Origin of the sequence: Actinosynnema sp. NPDC059797, from assembly GCF_042732085.1 — a bacterium.
GTDB lineage: Bacteria > Actinomycetota > Actinomycetes > Mycobacteriales > Pseudonocardiaceae > Actinosynnema.
This window is the reverse complement of the sequence record NZ_JBHWIE010000063.1, coordinates 14,940-31,805: the sequence shown is the minus strand read 5'-3', so window position 1 is coordinate 31,805 and position 16,866 is coordinate 14,940. Positions and strand designations below refer to the sequence as shown.

The 16,866-nt window shown below is 75.5% G+C and carries 14 protein-coding genes; 7 read left to right on the top strand and 7 right to left on the bottom strand.

Going from position 1 to position 16,866, the window contains the following annotated elements; translation table 11 throughout:
* The first annotated feature begins 558 nt into the window (after positions 1–558).
* The gene (locus ACFV4N_RS17805; protein WP_499673629.1) at positions 559–2,094 is read left to right on the top strand and encodes an FAD-dependent oxidoreductase; all 1,536 of its coding nucleotides are present in this window, start codon (positions 559–561) and stop codon (positions 2,092–2,094) included.
* Between the two features lie 132 nt (positions 2,095–2,226).
* Complete coding sequence (locus ACFV4N_RS17800; RefSeq protein ID WP_499673628.1) at positions 2,227–2,691, top strand: RDD family protein; 465 nt, start codon at positions 2,227–2,229, stop codon at positions 2,689–2,691.
* On the opposite strand, the gene ACFV4N_RS17795 is transcribed toward ACFV4N_RS17800, so the two are convergent.
* From ACFV4N_RS17795 to ACFV4N_RS17785, 3 genes are read right to left on the bottom strand one after another with little or no spacing between them, the layout of a single operon-like run.
* On the bottom strand, positions 2,684–3,343 hold the full coding sequence (locus ACFV4N_RS17795) for a response regulator (protein WP_499673627.1): 660 nt from the start codon (positions 3,341–3,343) through the stop codon (positions 2,684–2,686). The genes ACFV4N_RS17800 and ACFV4N_RS17795 overlap by 8 nt on opposite strands.
* Entirely contained in the window at positions 3,343–4,545 is a 1,203-nt protein-coding gene (locus ACFV4N_RS17790) for a sensor histidine kinase (protein WP_499673626.1), read from the bottom strand. Before ACFV4N_RS17790 ends, ACFV4N_RS17795 begins: the two co-directional genes overlap by 1 nt.
* Positions 4,546–4,578: 33 nt before the next feature.
* Positions 4,579–5,019 carry a hypothetical protein gene (locus tag ACFV4N_RS17785; protein ID WP_499673625.1) on the bottom strand — a complete coding sequence of 147 codons (441 nt, stop codon included), beginning with the start codon at positions 5,017–5,019 and terminating at the stop codon, positions 4,579–4,581.
* Between the two features lie 365 nt (positions 5,020–5,384).
* Between ACFV4N_RS17785 and ACFV4N_RS17780 the strand changes: the two genes are divergently transcribed.
* Entirely contained in the window at positions 5,385–6,131 is a 747-nt protein-coding gene (locus tag ACFV4N_RS17780; RefSeq protein ID WP_499673624.1) for an ANTAR domain-containing protein, read from the top strand.
* A 6-nt stretch (positions 6,132–6,137) separates the two neighbouring features.
* Here the strand turns inward: ACFV4N_RS17780 and ACFV4N_RS17775 are convergent, their stop codons facing one another.
* Together ACFV4N_RS17775 and ACFV4N_RS17770 are read right to left on the bottom strand one after the other, a co-directional pair.
* Positions 6,138–7,946 (bottom strand): sigma-70 family RNA polymerase sigma factor, encoded by a 1,809-nt coding sequence (locus tag ACFV4N_RS17775; protein WP_499673623.1) that lies wholly within the window; start codon positions 7,944–7,946, stop codon positions 6,138–6,140.
* 101 nt (positions 7,947–8,047) lie between these two features.
* A complete protein-coding gene (locus ACFV4N_RS17770) occupies positions 8,048–9,481 on the bottom strand; it encodes a phosphatase PAP2 family protein (RefSeq protein WP_499673622.1) in 1,434 nt (477 codons plus the stop codon).
* Between the two features lie 338 nt (positions 9,482–9,819).
* On the opposite strand from ACFV4N_RS17770, the gene ACFV4N_RS17765 reads away from it, so the two are divergent.
* Positions 9,820–10,236, top strand: coding sequence for a hypothetical protein (locus ACFV4N_RS17765; RefSeq protein WP_499673621.1), 417 nt, complete (start codon positions 9,820–9,822; stop codon positions 10,234–10,236).
* A gap of 47 nt (positions 10,237–10,283) precedes the next feature.
* Here the strand turns inward: ACFV4N_RS17765 and ACFV4N_RS17760 are convergent, their stop codons facing one another.
* Positions 10,284–10,712, bottom strand: a complete 429-nt coding sequence (locus ACFV4N_RS17760) for a hypothetical protein (protein ID WP_499673620.1) — start codon at positions 10,710–10,712, stop codon at positions 10,284–10,286.
* A gap of 298 nt (positions 10,713–11,010) precedes the next feature.
* On the opposite strand from ACFV4N_RS17760, the gene ACFV4N_RS17755 reads away from it, so the two are divergent.
* A complete protein-coding gene (locus tag ACFV4N_RS17755) occupies positions 11,011–11,493 on the top strand; it encodes a DinB family protein (protein WP_499673619.1) in 483 nt (160 codons plus the stop codon).
* Positions 11,494–11,621: 128 nt separating this feature from the next.
* On the opposite strand, the gene ACFV4N_RS17750 is transcribed toward ACFV4N_RS17755, so the two are convergent.
* On the bottom strand, positions 11,622–14,456 hold the full coding sequence (locus tag ACFV4N_RS17750) for an ATP-binding protein (RefSeq protein WP_499673618.1): 2,835 nt from the start codon (positions 14,454–14,456) through the stop codon (positions 11,622–11,624).
* Between the two features lie 215 nt (positions 14,457–14,671).
* On the opposite strand from ACFV4N_RS17750, the gene ACFV4N_RS17745 reads away from it, so the two are divergent.
* Complete coding sequence (locus tag ACFV4N_RS17745; RefSeq protein WP_499673617.1) at positions 14,672–16,222, top strand: S8 family serine peptidase; 1,551 nt, start codon at positions 14,672–14,674, stop codon at positions 16,220–16,222.
* A gap of 192 nt (positions 16,223–16,414) precedes the next feature.
* Positions 16,415–16,861 carry a GNAT family N-acetyltransferase gene (locus ACFV4N_RS17740; protein WP_499673630.1) on the top strand — a complete coding sequence of 149 codons (447 nt, stop codon included), beginning with the start codon at positions 16,415–16,417 and terminating at the stop codon, positions 16,859–16,861.
* Positions 16,862–16,866 lie beyond the last annotated feature (5 nt).

The window sequence follows — 16,866 nt, the reverse complement described above, 5'->3', positions numbered from 1 at the left end:
TGGGCGAGGACCACGCCCGCGCCGCACACCCACGCCACGGCCGGGAGGACGCGTGGCGTGGTGGTGAATGACGGCCGCTCTGCGCCAGGACCGCTGGCTGAACTTAGTTCGAGGGATGCATCGAGGGATGCCGGAGAGCCGCAGGCTGGGGTGGCGGATGGCGGTCGAGCTGTGCCGGGGCCAGGGGCTGAACTTAGTTCGAGAGGTGCTGAGGAGCTGCGGGCTGGAGTGGCCGACGGCGGTCGAACTGTGTCGGGGCTGGCGGCTGAACTTAGTTCGAGAGAGGTTGCGGAGTCGCGGCCTGAGGTGGCGAATGGCGGTCGGGCTGTGTCGGGACTGCTGGGTGAACTTAGTTCAAGTGGTGTCGGGGAGTCACAGCTCGAGGGTGTGGGTGGCAGTCAGGCTAGGCCAGGGCTGGTGGGTGAACTTAGTTCGAGGGGGGCTGGGGAGGCGAGGGCTGGGGTTGTGGGTGGCGGTCAGGGTGTGGGTGGCGGTCGGGCTGCGCTGGGGCTGGTGGGTGAACTTAGTTCAAGTGGTGGGGAGTCTCGTGGTGTGGCGGTGAGCGGCGGCCGTTTCGCGCCGGGGCGTGATCGGCATGCTCGGCTGCTGCCCGGGCCGTCCGGTAGGTCTCGGGCGGATGTTGGTGGTGAGCCGCCGCTTGTTGCGGTGGTTGGCGGTGGGATTGCCGGGGTGGCGGCTGCGGTCGGGCTCGCTGAGCGTGGTGTGCGCGTGGTGCTGCACGAGCGCGAAGACCAACTCGGCGGGCGCGTGCGCGGTTGGGAGACCGGCACCGGCGAGACCATGACGCGCGGCTTCCACGCCTTCTTCCGCCAGTACTACAACCTGCGCGCGCTGCTGCGCCGCGTCGACCCCGACCTGGCGCTCCTGCGCCCGGTGGCCGACTACCCACTTGTCCACGCCGACGGCACGCGGGAGAGCTTCGCCGGTCTGCCGCTGACCCCGCCGTGGAACGTGGCCGGTTTCGTGCTGCGCAGCGACACCTTCACCCTGCGGGACCTGACCCGGATGGACGCCCGCGCGGCCACCGCCCTCTTCGACGTCTCGCTGCCGCGCACCTACGCCGAGCTGGACACGGCGGACGCCGACGCCTTCCTGCGCGCCATCCGCTTCCCGGCCACCGCGCGGCACCTGGCGTTCGAGGTGTTCTCCCGCAGCTTCTTCGCCCACCCGTCCGCGCTGTCGGCGGCCGAGCTGGCGACCATGTTCCACATCTACTTCCTGGGCTCCAGCGAGGGCCTGCTGTTCGACGTGCCGCGCGACCCCTACCCGAAGACGATCTGGGGACCGCTGCGCCGCCACCTGGAGTCGCTGGGCGTGGAGGTGCGCACGGGCAGCGCGGTCGACCGCGTCTCCCGCCGCGACGGCGGCCACCGCGTCGACGGGGAGGACGTGGACGGGGTCGTGCTGGCGACCGACGTCCGCGGCCTGCGCGCCGTCGTGGCCGCATCGCCCGACCTGGGCGACCCGGCGTGGCGGGCGCGGGTCGCGGACCTCCGCACCGCGCCGCCGTTCCTGGTGAGCAGGCTGTGGCTGGACCGGCCGGTCCGGCGCGACCGGCCGCCGTTCCTGGGCACCAGCGGGTTCGGGCTGCTGGACAACATCAGCGTGCTCGACCACTTCGAGGACGAGGCCCGCGCCTACCGCGATCGCACCGGCGGGTCAGTGGTGGAGCTGCACGCCTACGCCCTGGCCGGGGGCGCGGACCGGGACGAGGTGGTCGCCGGGCTGGTGGCGGAGGCGGAGGCCGTCTACCCGGAGCTGACCGGGGCGCGGGTGCTCCAGGCCGAGCACGTCCTGGCCGACGACTGCCCGCTGTTCGCGCCGGGCTCGTTCACCGCCCGCCCGACCGTGGCCACCCCGGACCCGGCGCTGGTGCTGGCGGGCGACCTGACCCGGGTCGACCTCCCGGTCGCGCTCATGGAACGCGCCGCCACCACCGGTTTCCTCGCCGCGAACGCCCTGCTGGCGCGGTGGGGCGTGCGCGGCCACGACCTGTGGACCGTCCCGAACCGGGGCCGGTCGGCCCTGCTGCGCGGTGCGGCCCGCCGGGCGCGGGTGACCTCCCGGGTGTGACGGCTCCTCGCACGTGACGGCTTCCGGGTGTGACAGCTCCTCGCGGGTGACCTCCCGGGTGTGACGGCTTCCCGCGCGCGGCCGGCCTCCCCCGACCTACCGAGACGGCCGGTGTTGGCATGATGACCCGCCGTGGCGAGGTTGCGCGTGGGGGCCGGGCTGGCGGTGCGCCGCTTGGCGCAGTACGGCCTGGACACCCTGCTGATCGTGGTCGGCGCCCTGTCCGCGGCGATCTTCAGCCTCGCGGTGGTGGTGCTGCTGGTCCAGGTGGCGCACCCGCCGTGGCAGGTGTTGTTCCTGCCGCTCGTCGCGCTCGTGGTGGCGTCGGTGTCGGGCAGCCTGTGGGTCGACGTGTGGTGCCCGTACCGGCTCGGCGGCGCGACGCCCGCGATGCGGTGGCTGGGGCTGCGCGTCACGACCCTGCGCGGCGGGCCGCCCCCGTTGCGGGCCTACCTGGTGCGCTGGCTGCTGCTCCAGGTCGACGCCCTGTTCTTCGGCCTGGTGGGCGCGGTGCTGATCGTGGTCACGCCGCGGCACCAGCGGCTGGGCGACCTCGTGGCCCGCACGGTCGTGGTCCGCGCGGAACGGCCTACCTGACCAGCCCCCGCTCCCACGCCCAGACGGCGATCTCGGTGCGGTTGCGGGCGCCCAGCTTGCCCTGCGCGCTCGCCAGGTGCGTCTTGACCGTGGACAGCGAGACGCCCAGCCCGGTCGCGATCTCCGCGTTGGTCCGGCCGCGCGCGGCGGCGAGCACCACGTCCAGCTCCCGCGCCGTGAGCGGCAGGTCCGGGTCGCGCCGCCGCCGGTCACGCGCCCGCGCCCCGGCGGTGAAGTGGGCGAGCAGCCGCACGGTCACCGAGGGGGACACCAGCGCCTCGCCCTTGGCCGCCGCGTGCACGGCCTCCACCAGCAACCGCGGCCCGGCGTCCTTGAGCAGGAACCCGCAGGCGCCCGCGAGCAGGGCCGCGTAGACGTTCTCGTCGACGTCGTAGGTGGTGACCACCACGACCCGCAGCGGGTCGTCGACGTCCGGCCCGGCCAGCAGCTCCGTGGCGCGGATGCCGTCCAGCCCGGGCATCCGCACGTCCATCAGGGTCACGTCCGGCCGCAGCTTCCTGGCCAGCCGGACCGCGGACTCGCCGTCGGCCGCCTCCGCGATCACCTCGATGCCGGGGTCGGCGTCGAGGATGAGCCGGAAACCGGTGCGCACCAGCACCTGGTCGTCGGCGACGAGCACCCGCGTGGCCATCAGACGGCTGCCGAGAGGTGGCCGAAGGGCGCTTCCTCGGGGCCGAGGGGCAACCGGGCGGTGACGCGCCAGCGGCCGCCGGGTTCGGGGCCCGCGCGCAGGCTGCCGCCGAGGGCGGTGACCCGCTCCGCCATGCCGACGACGCCGTACCCGCTGCCGGACGGGTCGGCGGGCTGTGCGGGCACGCGGTCGTTGCGGACCTCCAGCACCAGGTCGTCGCCGTCGGTGAACGCGCTGACCCGGACCTCGGTGGCGTCGGGCGCGTGCCGCCGCGCGTTGGCCAGCGCCTCCAGCACCACGCGGTGCACCGTGCCGGCCAGCACGGGCGGCACCGCCACCGCCTCCAGCTCCTCGGCTATGTCCACAGTGGACCTCCCGTCGGCCGCGGCGCGCACGACCTCGCCGAAACCCGCGCCGCGCGGCGGTGGCGCGTGCTCGCGGCTGCGCAGCAGCCCCACCAGCCGCCGCGTCGCGGTCAGCGCCTCCGCGCCCGCCTCCTCGATCTCCCGGTACACCTCGGCCGGGTCGTGCCCGTCCGGCCACCCGTGCGCGGCCACGACCCGGGCCGCCTGCGCGCGCACCACGATGCCGCTGACGTGGTGGGCGACCAGGTCGTGCAGCTCGCGCGCCAGCTCCAGTCGCTCGTCGGTGCGGACCCGGTCCAGCGCGACCCGGTGGCGGCGGTCGGCGTCGCGCAGCACCAGCCCGACGGCCGTCGCCGCGCCCCACAGCACGGCGGCGGGCACGCCCAGCAGCGCCTCGGTCGACCCGAGCCCGAAGCGGACCAGGGGAGCGGCGACCACGGCCGTGCCCAGCACCGCCGCCAGCGCCGCCGCCCGGACCGGTGGCAGCCTGCGGCACCCCGCGCCGACCAGCAGCGCAGCCGCGCACACCTCGGCGGTCGGCGGCCGCGCGCCCAGCGCCCCACCGCCGAGCGCCACCACCGCCGTGTCCAGCAGCGACAACGCCGCGACCGCGAGGCCCAGCCACAGCACGTGCCGGGGGAACCGGCGCCGCAGCACCGCCAGTACCGCCACCGCCGACCCGGAGGGCGCCGCGAACGCGCCCACCGCCGTCGCGAGGGCGCCCGGCGAACCGGGCGCCCCCACCTGCCACGCCACGTCCACCGCGACGGCCGCGACCAGGACGACGAGTTCGGCGGCGAGCACGCCGCGCCTGGCCTGCGGTCCGGTCGCGGTCATGCGCGGATCATCCAACCCGACCCGCCCGGCCGGCTAGCGGGCCCGCCGGAAGTGCGCGTTGGACGCGGGCAGGTAGGACAGCACCAGCGCCACCACCGCGACGGCGGCGCTCGCGTAGCCCACCCACGTGTTGCCGTCGGTGGCGGCCAGCGACGCCACCTGGAACACCGTGAACGCGGTCAACGTCACCCGAGCCCAGTTCCGCCCCGCCTTCAGCTTGAACGCCAGCCAGAGGTAGACCAGCGCGACCAGCGCGCCGGTGCCGAGGACCAGGGCCTGGCCCAGGGTGACCGCCGAGTCCACCTGCTCCGCGGTGGAACCGGGACTGGACCGGCGCACCGCGTCGGCCAGCTCCTCCTCCATGCCCAGCACGACCAGACCGCCCGCCAACGCCGAGACCGCGGAGACGAGGAAGCCGAAGAACGCGGCGACGAGCGTGACCGGGGGTGCCGTGGTGCCGTGTGTCGTAGTCATGATCGGAAAGTAGGGCCGCCAGGGGGAGCACGCACCCCTGCGGGAACCGGTCTCGTACTTTCGGCCGAGGCGGGCGTTTACCGCGCACCGCACCGGGTAACTCGACTTCACCCGTGTGCGCGCGTTGTTGCACGGCAGGTCCGCTCCGGCGGACCGGGGCCGGGGGGTGCGGAGCCGTTGAACCAACCAGCGCCCGCGCCGCCCGGTCCTCTTCCCCCGTCCTCCCCGCCCCGCCGACCAGCCCATGCGCTACTGTCCAGCCCCCGACGGGGGTGTTCAGCAGCGCAGCATCCCGCCCGACCGCTCCCGTCGTCCCGGTCCACCGCGACCGGGGCGCGGTGAACCGCTTCCGAGGGATGCACCGAATGACACGCGACGTGCTGGCGCTCGCCGCCGCTCTGACCGAGATGTCCCGGCTCAACGAGGACGAGGCCTACGAGGCGACCGCCCGCCACTTCGTCGACCACCTGGTCGCGTCCGTGCCGGGGTGCGACATCGCGTTCATCTCGGTCAGCCGCGAGGACGGCGGGTTCGAGGTCGTCGCGACCAGCGGCGAACCCCCGGTGAGCCAGGGCGACCCCGCGACCGACGGCGGCCCGCTCCTGGACGTGCTGCGGTACCGCGAGCCGCGCCGCATCGAGGACACCCGGGACGAGGGCCGGTGGCCGCTGTTCGCCGCGCGCCTCGCGCTCCGCGGCTTCCGCAGCTGCCTGGTCCTGCCCGTGCCCGCGGAGCGCTCGCCCACCGCCGCCGTGACGCTGCTGGGCCGCGAGCCGCACCGGTTCGACGACCACGCCTACGACATCATCCTGCTGGTCACCCTGCACGCCGGGGTGGCGTTCGACAACGCCCAGCTCTTCCACGACAGCCGCCGCCTGGTGGAGAACCTGACCACGGCCCTGGGCACCCGGCACACCATCGGCGTGGCGCAGGGCCTGCTGATGCACCACTTCTCCTGCGACACCGACGGCGGGTTCGCCCTGCTGCGCCGGGCCTCCCAGCACACCAACGGCAAGCTGCGCGACATCGCCGCCGACCTGGTGGCCGCGCACGAGCGGGGCGGCTTCCGCGAGGCGCTGCTCCACCACCGCATCGACCGGGACGCCTGCTAGGCGCCGCTACCCCGACGTGATGGTGACGGGCACCACGACCGGCGTGGTGAGCCACGCCCCCGCCGACACCGTGCCGGTGATCGTGCCGCTGACCGCCCGCGGCCCGGCCAGCACCCGCAGCACGAACGTCACCGACTCGCCGGGCGCCAGCTCGCGCTCCGCCGAGCACGTGACCGTGCCGCGGCTCGACGGGCACCCGACCTGGGCCTGCTCGGAGGCGCCGTCGAACGCCACCAGGCGCCTGCCCACCAGGCCGTTGTTGCCGGAGCCGACCACGCGGACGTCGTCGGGCAGGGCCAGGGTGAGGACCGGCGGCGGCAGCGGGGTCACGCCGGTGTTGTGGACGGTCACCGGCAGGTCGGTGGGCGGTCCGCCGGTGCCGGTGGCGAACGCGGTCGGCACGCTCGGGGTCAGCTCGCTGCCCGGCGGGGCCGCGGTGCCGGTGGTGGTCGTGGCCGGTGGGGCGACCGCCGTGGAACCGGTGGCCGGCGGCGTGGTGCCGCCGGGCGTGCTGCTGTCGGGTGAGGTGGTGGGGGTGGTCGTGGTGCCGGGCGCGGGCGACCGCTCCGCCGACGTCGTCGGGGAGATGGCGATCTCGTTGGGGGTGGGGGAGGGGTCGAGCGAGGGCGTGATCGCCTGCCGGGTGGCGTTCGAGCCGGTCAGCACGGCGATCAGCACCGCCACGGCCGAGGCCGCGGCTCCGAGCCACTGCGCCGGTGTGGTCGCGCCGGTTCCGGGACCGCCCGCCGCCCCGGTGCCCGGACCGCCCGCCGCCCCGGTCCCGTCGCCTGCCGTCCCGGCCCCGGTGCCACCGGGCGCCGCGCCGGTCCCGCCGTCTAACGCGCCGCCGTCTAATGGGCCGCCGTCCAACGTGCCGCCACCCGAAGCGCCGCCCACCGCCGCGGCGGTGCCCACGGCGTGCCCGCCCCCGCCGCCGGTCAGGTACCCGGCCGCGCCGACCCCGAGCACCAGGGGCGCGACGACCGCGCGCAACGCCCCGCTGACGTCGGCCAGCTCGGCGGCCAGCGCCCGGCAGGCCGCGCACTCGTCCAGGTGCGCCTCGACCTGCGCGGTCTCCCGCGCGCCCAACCCGCGCCGCGTCCACGCGCCCAGCCGCGACGCCACCGCGCGGCAGCGCCCGCCGGGGTTCTGCTCGACGTGCGCCTGCACGTATGCCTTCCGCAGCCCTTCACGGGCCCGGTAGGCGATCGCGGACACGCCGTTCGTGGTCAGCCCGAGCAGCGGCGCGACCTCGGCGTGCGACTGGCCCTCGACCTCGGTGTGCCACAGCACCACCCGCCACCGCTCCGGCAGGCTGGCGAACGCCCGCGCCGCCAGCGACCGCTCCAGCCGGGCCACCGCCGGGTCGTGGAACGGTTCGCTGACCGCCCGCTCGACCCCGGAGACGGCCTCCAGGTCGCCCGCCAGCTCGACCTTGCGCTCGTACCGGGTCCGGTCGTAGGCGGTGTGCCGCAACGTGGTGAGCAGGTACGGCCGGAACGCCTCCGAGGGCCCGCGCCCCGCCCGCAGGGCCAGCAGGACCTTCGAGAAGGCGTCCGACACCAGGTCGTCGGCCTCCACCGGCGAGCGCGACAACTGCCGGGCCAGCTTGCGCGCGGCGTTCACGTGGCGCGCGTACAGCTGCCCGTAGGACCGCACCGAGCCGCCGCGCACCGCCTCGATCAGCTCGGCGTCCGAGGGCGGTCGCTCCTCGCCCGGACGGGCGGCCGGCGCGCGGTCGGGGTCTTCGGGCGGGACCGCCGGGTCGGCGGTGCGCCACTCCTCCGCGTCACGCCCGTCGGGCAGCCCGAGCACCGATCGCCCCCTCTCGAACGCGGTGGGTGGTGAGAGTTCGCCGAGACCCTATACAGGGTCCGGGGTCGCCACCGCAGGAGACTCCGATCACGGGCCGGGCGTCAGCTCCGGGGCCGCCCTTCTGCGGTCCGGGACGCGCCGGCGCCGTAGACCGCGGCGTGCACGACCGTGATCCACACCAGCGCGAGCAGCAGGCTGCCGAGGACGTCGGTCGGGTGGTGGAGACCGGTGTAGAGGCGTTGCAGCGCGACGACCACGGGCACCACCGCGGCGAACACCGCCACCGGCGCCCGCCACCACCCCCGCTCCGCGCGCCGGACCAGCAGCACCACGGCGGCGCAGAGGACCAGCGACGCCGCGACGTGCCCGGAGGGGAACGCGGAGGTAGGCGGCACGTCGCTGGGGATCCGGGACTCCGGCCGGGCGCGGTCGACGACCGACGAGGTGATCAGGAACAGCCCCACCTCGCCGACGAGGCCGAGGACGACCAGCAGGACGGGCCGCCAGTCGCGCGTCCCGGCGAGGGCGAGCACGCAGACCACGACCGCGGTGCCGATCACCGGCCCGGTGCCGGTGGCGTCGCCCAGCGGCACCAGGACCGCGTCCCGCTCCGGGGTCCTGAGACCCGCGAACCACTCGACCACGGCGCGGTCCCACGCCGGCGGGACGTCCGGGCCGGCGGCGGTGAGCCACGAGCCCAGGCCGAACAGCACGCCCAGCAGCAGGCCCCACACCACCAGCAGCCGCGCGGCGGCGCGCCAGGCCCCGCCCGGCACGTGCGCCCGCTCCGGCGCGGGTTCGAGGTCGTCCGCCGCCTCGGGCACCAGGCCGTGCGACACGGGCACGTCCGGCATCCCGCGGTCGCGCCGCCACTGGCGGAACACCTCGGTGGTCAGCGCAAGCCACAGCAGGCCCAGCAGCCAGCCGCCGAGCACGTCGGTCGCGTAGTGCACGCCCAGCGCCACCCGCGTCAGGCCCACCGCGACGACGACCGCGACCACCAGCCAGGTCAGCGCGGTGCGGGCGCGCGGCACGGAGGCGAAGACCAGGAACAGCACGCCGTAGGTGACGGTGGAGCCCAGCGTGTGCCCGCTCGGGAAGCTCGGCCCGGTCGCGCCGGCGACCTCGACCTCCACCAGCGGGCGCAGCCGGCCGACCAGCTCCTTGACCACCACGCCGAGCAGGCCGCCGCCGGCCGCCGTGACGACCACGTGCACCGCCACCCACGGGCGTCGGCGCACCAGCAGCCACGCCACGGCCAACGCCGCCACCCCGGCCAGCACGGCGGTGTCGCCGAGGGTGGTGATCGCGCTCAGCACGGTGACCGCGGTGTCCGAGCCCGCGACCCAGCGGTTCAACGTCGCCGAGATCGCCTGGTCGGCGTCGCGCACGGGCGCCCAGTCCGCCCACACCACGGCCAACACCACGAAGAACGCCGCCCCGGCCGCGCTCGCGGCGACCAAGGACACCGCGCTGCGCACCGCGAACTTCTCCGCGGTCACCACCCTCCGCCGGCCCACCTCACTGATCGTCACGACAGTGGTGGTGCCCAAATCGGCGCGCCGGCAATCCCGCCGCGCGGGGGCCGACGGGGCCTCCCACCCTGGTGGTGGCCGGTGTTTGCCCGATCGGCGGTGGAGGGGAACATCCGAACGGGCTAACGAGAAAAGGCTTTCCCTGCCGCCATTCGGTGTAGCGTGCCGACGGCTCGCGCTCTTCGGACAGAATTCGGTCACATATTGGGCACTATTGTTTCAGTGCTGATCAAATTCTCTGGTATAGCCCGAACTCGTCAACCACCTGTCGGTGCTCACACCCCGTGAGCCGGTCGCCCGGTCGGACCAAGTCGGAGACGCGCCAGGGAGACGTCACAATGTCCACAGTGGACCGATCTGGGGCACGGCCGGCGGGGATCGCCGAGCCCGCGGCGGTCGCGGGTGCGGGCGTGTCGGTCCTGCCCGTGCCGGCCACCCACGGTCGGATGCACCTGGTCAACCCGGACGGGTCCACGGTCGCGTGGTGCTCGGCCTCCGTGGTGGACAGCGGCGGTCCGTGGCTGGTGGACTACGACCACGGGTCCTCGCTCGGCTACGTGAACGCGATCACCAGCCGGGTGGACGAGGACCGCACCTACACGGTCAGCTCGTACTTCGGCGAGTGGGTGGCGGAGCTGTACTACTACGTGGACCAGGGACCGCGGGGGCGTGCCGTGAGCAAGCCGTGGGTGATCGGTGTGGCGGTGGAGGTCGAGGGCGCCGACGGCCGTCGGTACGTCTCCGCGTCGTTCTGAACCGTCCGGGCAGGGGGACGGCGTCCCCCTGCCCGGACGCGCAGGGGTCACGGGCAGCGGTTGGCGCTCAACGGGGGCCGCTTCTGGCCGGTGTAGCCGTAGCCGGCCTCCGTCGACTGCCAGCTGATGACGCCGTAGCTGTCCTTGGGGAGCAGCATGACGAGGGTGGCCTCGTTCGAGGACGTCCAGTACGTGGTGTTGGCGCCGCCGCTCTGGCCGGTGTGGTCGAGCTCGGTGTTCCAGTACGCGGCGATCCCCACCGCGAAACCGGTCGGGCGCTTGGCGCGCAGCTTCAGCGTGACTTCCTCCTCCGTCTGCGACAGGAGGCAGACGCTGAAGGACGGGGTGTCCGCGTTGGTGGCGTAGTCGGACGCCACCGGCGTCCAGCCGACCGCCGCGGTGGCGCCGGTCGGGCCCGCGGCGATCACGCCGACCGCCACGACCGACCCGGTGAGGAGAGACAGGATCCTGCGCACGATGCACCTTTCACGTGACAACCGGTCGGTCCCGCTTCGCGTGCCCGGTCCGGCCGGGGTCCGCGCGGTGGGCGGGACCGGCGTCGCGAGGGACGACGTGTGATGACAGCGGTCCACGTCGTCCGGCCCGCCGGCGGTCCCCTCGCGGGCGACTGCGGGGTACGGCTCCACGCTAGGCCCGGGACCGGTCGGTCCGAATGGGTCGTTCGACCGACGGCCGAACGAGTGGACCCGCGCCCGCGCCCCGTCCTCGCTTTTCCCGTTGGTTCGGCGGTGCCCGCGCCGGCAGGATCGGCGGGTGCCAACCCTCGACCTCCTGCGCCGGCAGTTCGACCTGACCTGGGCGCTGTTCGAGCACCACCTCGAACGGCTCACGCCCGAAGACCACCTGTGGGAACCCGCGAGTCTGGTGTGGACGGTCCGGGACGGGGTCCCCGACTGGGCGGAGGCGGAGCCGGACCCGGTGCCCGTGCCGACCGTCGCGTGGGTGTCCTGGCACATCGGGTGGTGGTGGTCGGTCGCGATCGACCACGTGACCGGCCGGCCGCCGCGGGAACGGGCGGACGTGGTGTGGCCCGGTCCGGAGTCGGTCGCGGGTTGGCTGCGCGGCCTGCGCGACGAGTGGCTGGAGCTGCTGCCGGTCCTCGACCCGGCCGCGCCGTCCGCTTTCCCGTGGCCGGACGGGACGGTCGGGGACACGGCCGCGTGGGTGAACGCCGAGTTGATGAAGAACGTGGCCGAGATCGGCCAGTTGCGCCTGCTGCGGGCCGCCGGCCGCTGACCGGTGGCGGTCGGCCCCGCCGGAGGGGCAGGGGTGCGCCGACACGGCGGGCGCACCGAACCCGGCGTGATCGTCCGCGTCCTGCGACGCAACCCCGCGGACGCCGCGCCCACGCCGGTCGACGGCCGTCACCGCGTGGTGGCTCCGTGCGGCGCGGTGGCGTCGTGCAGCGCGGTGCGCGAGGTGATGCCGAGCTTGCGCATCGCCCGGGACACGTGGTGGTCCACGGTGCGCTGCGACAGGAACAGCGCCTCCGCGATCTGGCGGTTGGTCAGCCCCGAGCCCGCGAGGGCGGCCACCTCGCGCTCGCGCGGCGACAGGTCCTGCCCGTAGCCGCGCCTGCCGCGGCGGGTGCCGCCCCGGTAGCCGCGCAGCGCCCGTTCGCAGCGCCGCGCGTCGCGGGCCAGCCCGAGGTCGGTGTAGCCGGCGATCGCCGACGTGACGCGTTCCGCCGCGGCGTCCGGGTCGTCCGCCCGCGCGCAGTGGTGGGCCGACGCCTCGGTGGCGACGGCGGCGGCGTGCGGGCGGGGCAGGGCGGCGAAGCCGCGGGCGGCGTCGTGGAACCGGCGCGCGGCCTCCGCGTGGTCGCCCCGCGCGCCGGCCAGCTCCCCGAGGCACAGCTCCAGCCCGGCCGCGGCCAGGGGCGCGTCCCGGCCGGCGATGCCCCCGGCGTACTCGGAGGTGACGGCGTCGGCGTCCGCGTCGCGGCGCGCCCGCAGGTAGGCGCGCACCAGCGTCGGCACGAGTTCGGCCGCCCACACCCAGTTGCCCTTGCGCCGCGTCTTGGCCAGCGCCCGCTCGGCCTCGTGGCAGGCCGAGGTCACCGCGCCCGCCGCCAGGTGCGCGGCGGCCCGCCCGGCCATCGCCGACGCCACCGCCGGCGCGTTGTCGGGCGCCGCGGACAGGGCCGCGCCGAAGTGCCGGGCCGCCAACGGCGCGTCGCCGCGGTCCAGGGCGAGCCCGCCCAGGGCCAGCCACCCGTCGACGGCGAGGAACGCCATGTCCCCGACCTGGTCGATGAACCGGCGGGCGTCGGCCTCGAGGCCGTCCCACGCGCCCGTGGCGGCCCGCAGCCGCAGCGCGGTGCCCTCGCCGAGCGCCGACAGGTAGGGCACGTCGGTGTCGGCGGCCGTGCGCCTGCCGCGGCGCAGGAACTCCAGGGCGCGGTCGTAGTGGCCGGTCCACGTCGTCGCGTCCGCCAGGTTGTGGTGGGTCCGGGTGAGCTGCCGGCGGACCCTCGCCGAGGCGGCGTGCGCGGGGAGGTCGGCGACGGTGCCCCACGCGGAGGGGTCGGCGATCTGCACGAGGGTGGAGACGCGGTTCGCGCGCACGGCGGCGACCAGCTCGTCGTCGCCGCTGCCGGCGACGAGCCGTTCCGCTTCGTCGAGCCACCGCAGGTGGTCGGTCACGGGGTCGTCGCCGAAGCTCGGCAGGGACAGGGCGGCCAGGCCGCGGGCCGCCAGCGCGGGCCGGCGGCTCAGGTCGGGCACCGCCGACTCGATCTCGGCGCGCCCCGCCGCGACCGAGCCGACCTGGTTGATCAGCAGGATGCCCAGGTTGAGCCGGACCTCGCCGCGCGCGGTGCGGCTCATCGCCCGGTCGGCCAGCACCGCGCGCAGGCGCCGGACCGTGCCGTCGTGCACCACGCTCTGCAGGGCCAGCTTGCCCAACCGCACGGCGAAGGCGTCCTTGGCGTCGCGCGGCAGCTCGGCGTCCGCCAGGGCGTCCTCCAGCAGCCGCAGGGCGGAGGCGGTGTCGCCGACCAGCGCGGCGTGCTCCACCGCGGCGGACGTCGAGCGGACCCACGCGTCCAGCGCGCCCGCGCGGCGGTGGTGGTGGGCGAGCCGGACCAGCGGCGGGTCGGGCAGCGCGGCCAGCGCCGCGGCGGCCCTGGCGTGCAGGGCGCCGCGCAGGGGACCGGGCAGCGACGCGTGGACCGCCTGCCTGGCCAGCGGGTGGCGCAGCGAGTACCGGCCGGGGGACAGCTCGTGCAGCAGGCCGGTGCGCAGGCCGCGGACGAGCGCCGTCGCGGCGGCCCGCCCGGGCAGGCCGGCCACTGCGGTGAGCACGTCCTGGGTCTCCGGGACGTCGAGGACGGCCGCCGCCTGCGCCACCAGGGTGACGTCGGGGCCGGACCGGGCCAGGCGGTCGGCCATGGTGTCGCGCAGCAGCAGCGGTACGTGCACGCGGTCGGCCGGGCCCGGTCGCAGCGAGTCCGGGTCGGCGGCGCCCTCGCGGAACTCGCGCAGCACCTCCTCGACCGCGAACGGCAGGCCCGCCGTGCGGCGGTGCAGCTCGGCGGCGAAGTTCTCAGGCACCTCCGGCACGCCCAGCAGCCCCGCGGCCAGCTCCCGCACGTGCCCGGGGGACAGCGGCGCCAGGCACAGGACGTGGTCGGCCAGCCGCGTCGGCGGCAGGTAGTCCTCCCGCCTGCAGGTCAGCACGAGCGGCACCTCGCGCGGCGGCTGGGCCAGGTGGCGCAGCAGGTCGTGGGTGCCCTCGTCCGCCTGGTGCACGTCCTCCAGCACCAGCACGGCGGGGCCGGCCGCGACGAGCAGTTCGCGCACCGCCCGGAACAGCCGGTGCCGCTCGGTGCCGGCGTCGACCGCGGGCAGCGGGTCGGGCAGCAGCGGCGCGAGTTCCGGCAGCAGCGGGTGCAGCGCGCCGGTGACCGGCGACAGCCCCGGGGCGAGCCGCTTCCCGCGCAGGTGCCGCAGCGCGTCCACCACCGGTCCGTAGGGCAGCGGGGCGCGCAGCGGCTGGCAGCGCCCCAGCAGGACGGTCCGGTCCGCCGCGGCCGGGTGCCGGAGCAGCTCGCGCACCAGGCGCGTCTTGCCCACGCCCGCCTCGCCCTCGACCAGCACCACGGGCGCCGACCCCCGCACCGCCCGGACCAGCACGTCCAGTTCGGCGGCCCGGCCGACGAAGGCGCCCTCGCTCGGTGACGTCCGGTGGTGGGCCATGCGGGCACGGTAACCCGGGCCCTCACGGCGGGACCACCTCCCGGGGTTGCCGGACCAGGGCGTTTATTGGGCATGCCCACTCTTTGTCGCAGGCGTTGTCCGGGCAGGTCGCGGCAGGCAGGTTCGAGGTCGTCACCGATAGCGGCCCTCGACCGGCCCGCACCGGTGCTCCCGTCCCCGCACCGACCGGCCACCGGGCCGGCCCCGGAGGAAACATGCACGCCACATCACGCGTCCTGGGCGTGGTCGCGACGGCAGGTCTCGCCGTCGCCCTCGTCACCACCCCGTCCGCGACCGCCCAGCCGACCTCCGAGCTCCTCGCCCAGCCGCCGGGCGTGACCTCGGTCGCCGACCGCTACATCGTCGTCCTGGACGACGCCGCCACCACGCGGACCGCCGCTGCCGACCTGGCGGCGCGCTACGCCGGGAAGGTCGGCCGCGTCTACGAGTCGGCGCTGCGCGGCTTCTCGGTCGAGCTCACCGCCCGGCAGGCCGCCCGGTTGGCCGCCGACCCCGCCGTGCGCTTCGTCGAGCCGGTCGTCGTGGGCCACGCCTCGGACACCCAGCAGAACCCGCCGTCCTGGGGCCTGGACCGGGTGGACCAGCGGTCCCTGCCGCTGAGCGGCTCGTACACCTACAACACCACCGCCTCGAACGTCACCGCCTACGTCGTGGACAGCGGCATCCGGATGACGCACCAGTCGTTCGGCGGGCGCGCCAGGAGCGGCTACGACTTCGTCGACGACGACACCGACGCCGGTGACTGCCTCGGCCACGGCACGCACGTCGCGGGCACCATCGGCAGCTCGGCCCACGGCGTGGCCAAGGGCGTGAAGCTCGTGTCGGTGCGCGTGCTGGACTGCAACGACAGCGCCTCCACCGAGGACACCCTGGCCGGGATCGACTGGGTCACCCGCAACGCGGTCAAGCCCGCGGTGGCCAACTTCAGCCTCTACTTCGGCAGCTCGCTGCCCAGCCTCGAGAACGCGATCAAGAACTCGATCTCCTCGGGCGTCGTGTGGACGCTGTCGGGCAACAACCAGGGCACCGACGCGTGCCGCACCTCGCCCGCGAAGCTGCCCGAGGCGATCACCGTCGGCAACACCACCAGCTCCGACAACCGCAGCTCCACGTCCAACTACGGCTCCTGCCTGGACATCTGGGCGCCGGGCACGAACATCGTCTCGGCGAGCCACCAGAGCGACACCGGCACCCGGACGATGACCGGCACCTCGATGGCCGCGCCGCACGTGGCCGGGGCCGCCGCCCTGTACCTGGCGGGCAACCCCTCGGCGAGCGCCCAGCGGGTCCGCGACGCCCTGGTGGAGCAGGCGAGCACCGTCACCATCGGCGACGCCGGGCCCGGTTCGCCCAACAAGCTGCTCAACACCCTCGGCGGCGGCACCACGCCCCCGGCCTGCGGCCCGTACGCCAACCCCGCCGACGTCGCCGTCCCCGACGCGGGCACGGCCGTGACCAGCCCGCTGGCGGTCACCGACTGCCCGGGCAACGCGCCGTCGACCTTGAAGGTGGACGTGGACATCCGCCACACGTGGCGCGGCGACCTGGTCGTCGACCTGCTCGCGCCGGACGGCACGGCGTACCCGCTCAAGCCCCGTGACGACAACGACAGCGCCGACGACGTCATCGCCACCTACACCGTCGACGCCTCCGCCGAACCGGCCAACGGCACCTGGAGGCTGCGGGTGCGGGACGCGGTGCGCAACGACGTCGGCACCATCAACTCGTGGGGCCTGACCTTCTAGACCACCACCGGCGGTCCGCCCCGCCCGGGAGGTTCCCGCGCCCGACCGACGCGGCCCGGTCCACCGTGACCGGGCCGCGTCGCAGCGGTTCCGGTGGTCTCGGCGGTTCCGGTGGTCGCGTTGGTCTCGGTGATTTCGGCGGCGGCTGGTGCGCGCCGGCCGGAACCACGACGATGGGCACCCGTGACCGCCATCGACATCCGCCGCGCCACCGAGGCCGACCTCCCGGCCGTCGTGGCCCTGCTCGCCGACGACGTGCTCGGCGCGCACCGCGAATCCCCGGGGGACCTGACCCCGTACCGCACCGCCTTCGCGGCGATCGACGCCGACCCGTCCGAACTGCTCGTCGTCGCCGTCCGGGGTGAAGAGGTCGTCGGCACCCTCCAGCTGTCCTTCCTGCCCGGGTTGTCGCGCGGGGCCGCCCTGCGCGCGCAGGTCGAGGGCGTCCGGGTCGCCCGGAGCGCCCGCGGCGGTGGTCTCGGGGAGCGGCTGGTGCGCTGGGCGCTGGACGAGGCCCGCTCCCGGGGCTGCGCCCTGGTCCAGCTCACCTCCGACAAGAGCCGGACCGACGCCCACCGCTTCTACGAGGGGCTGGGCTTCGCGGCGACCCACGAGGGCTACAAGCTCCCGCTCCGGTAGCCGGT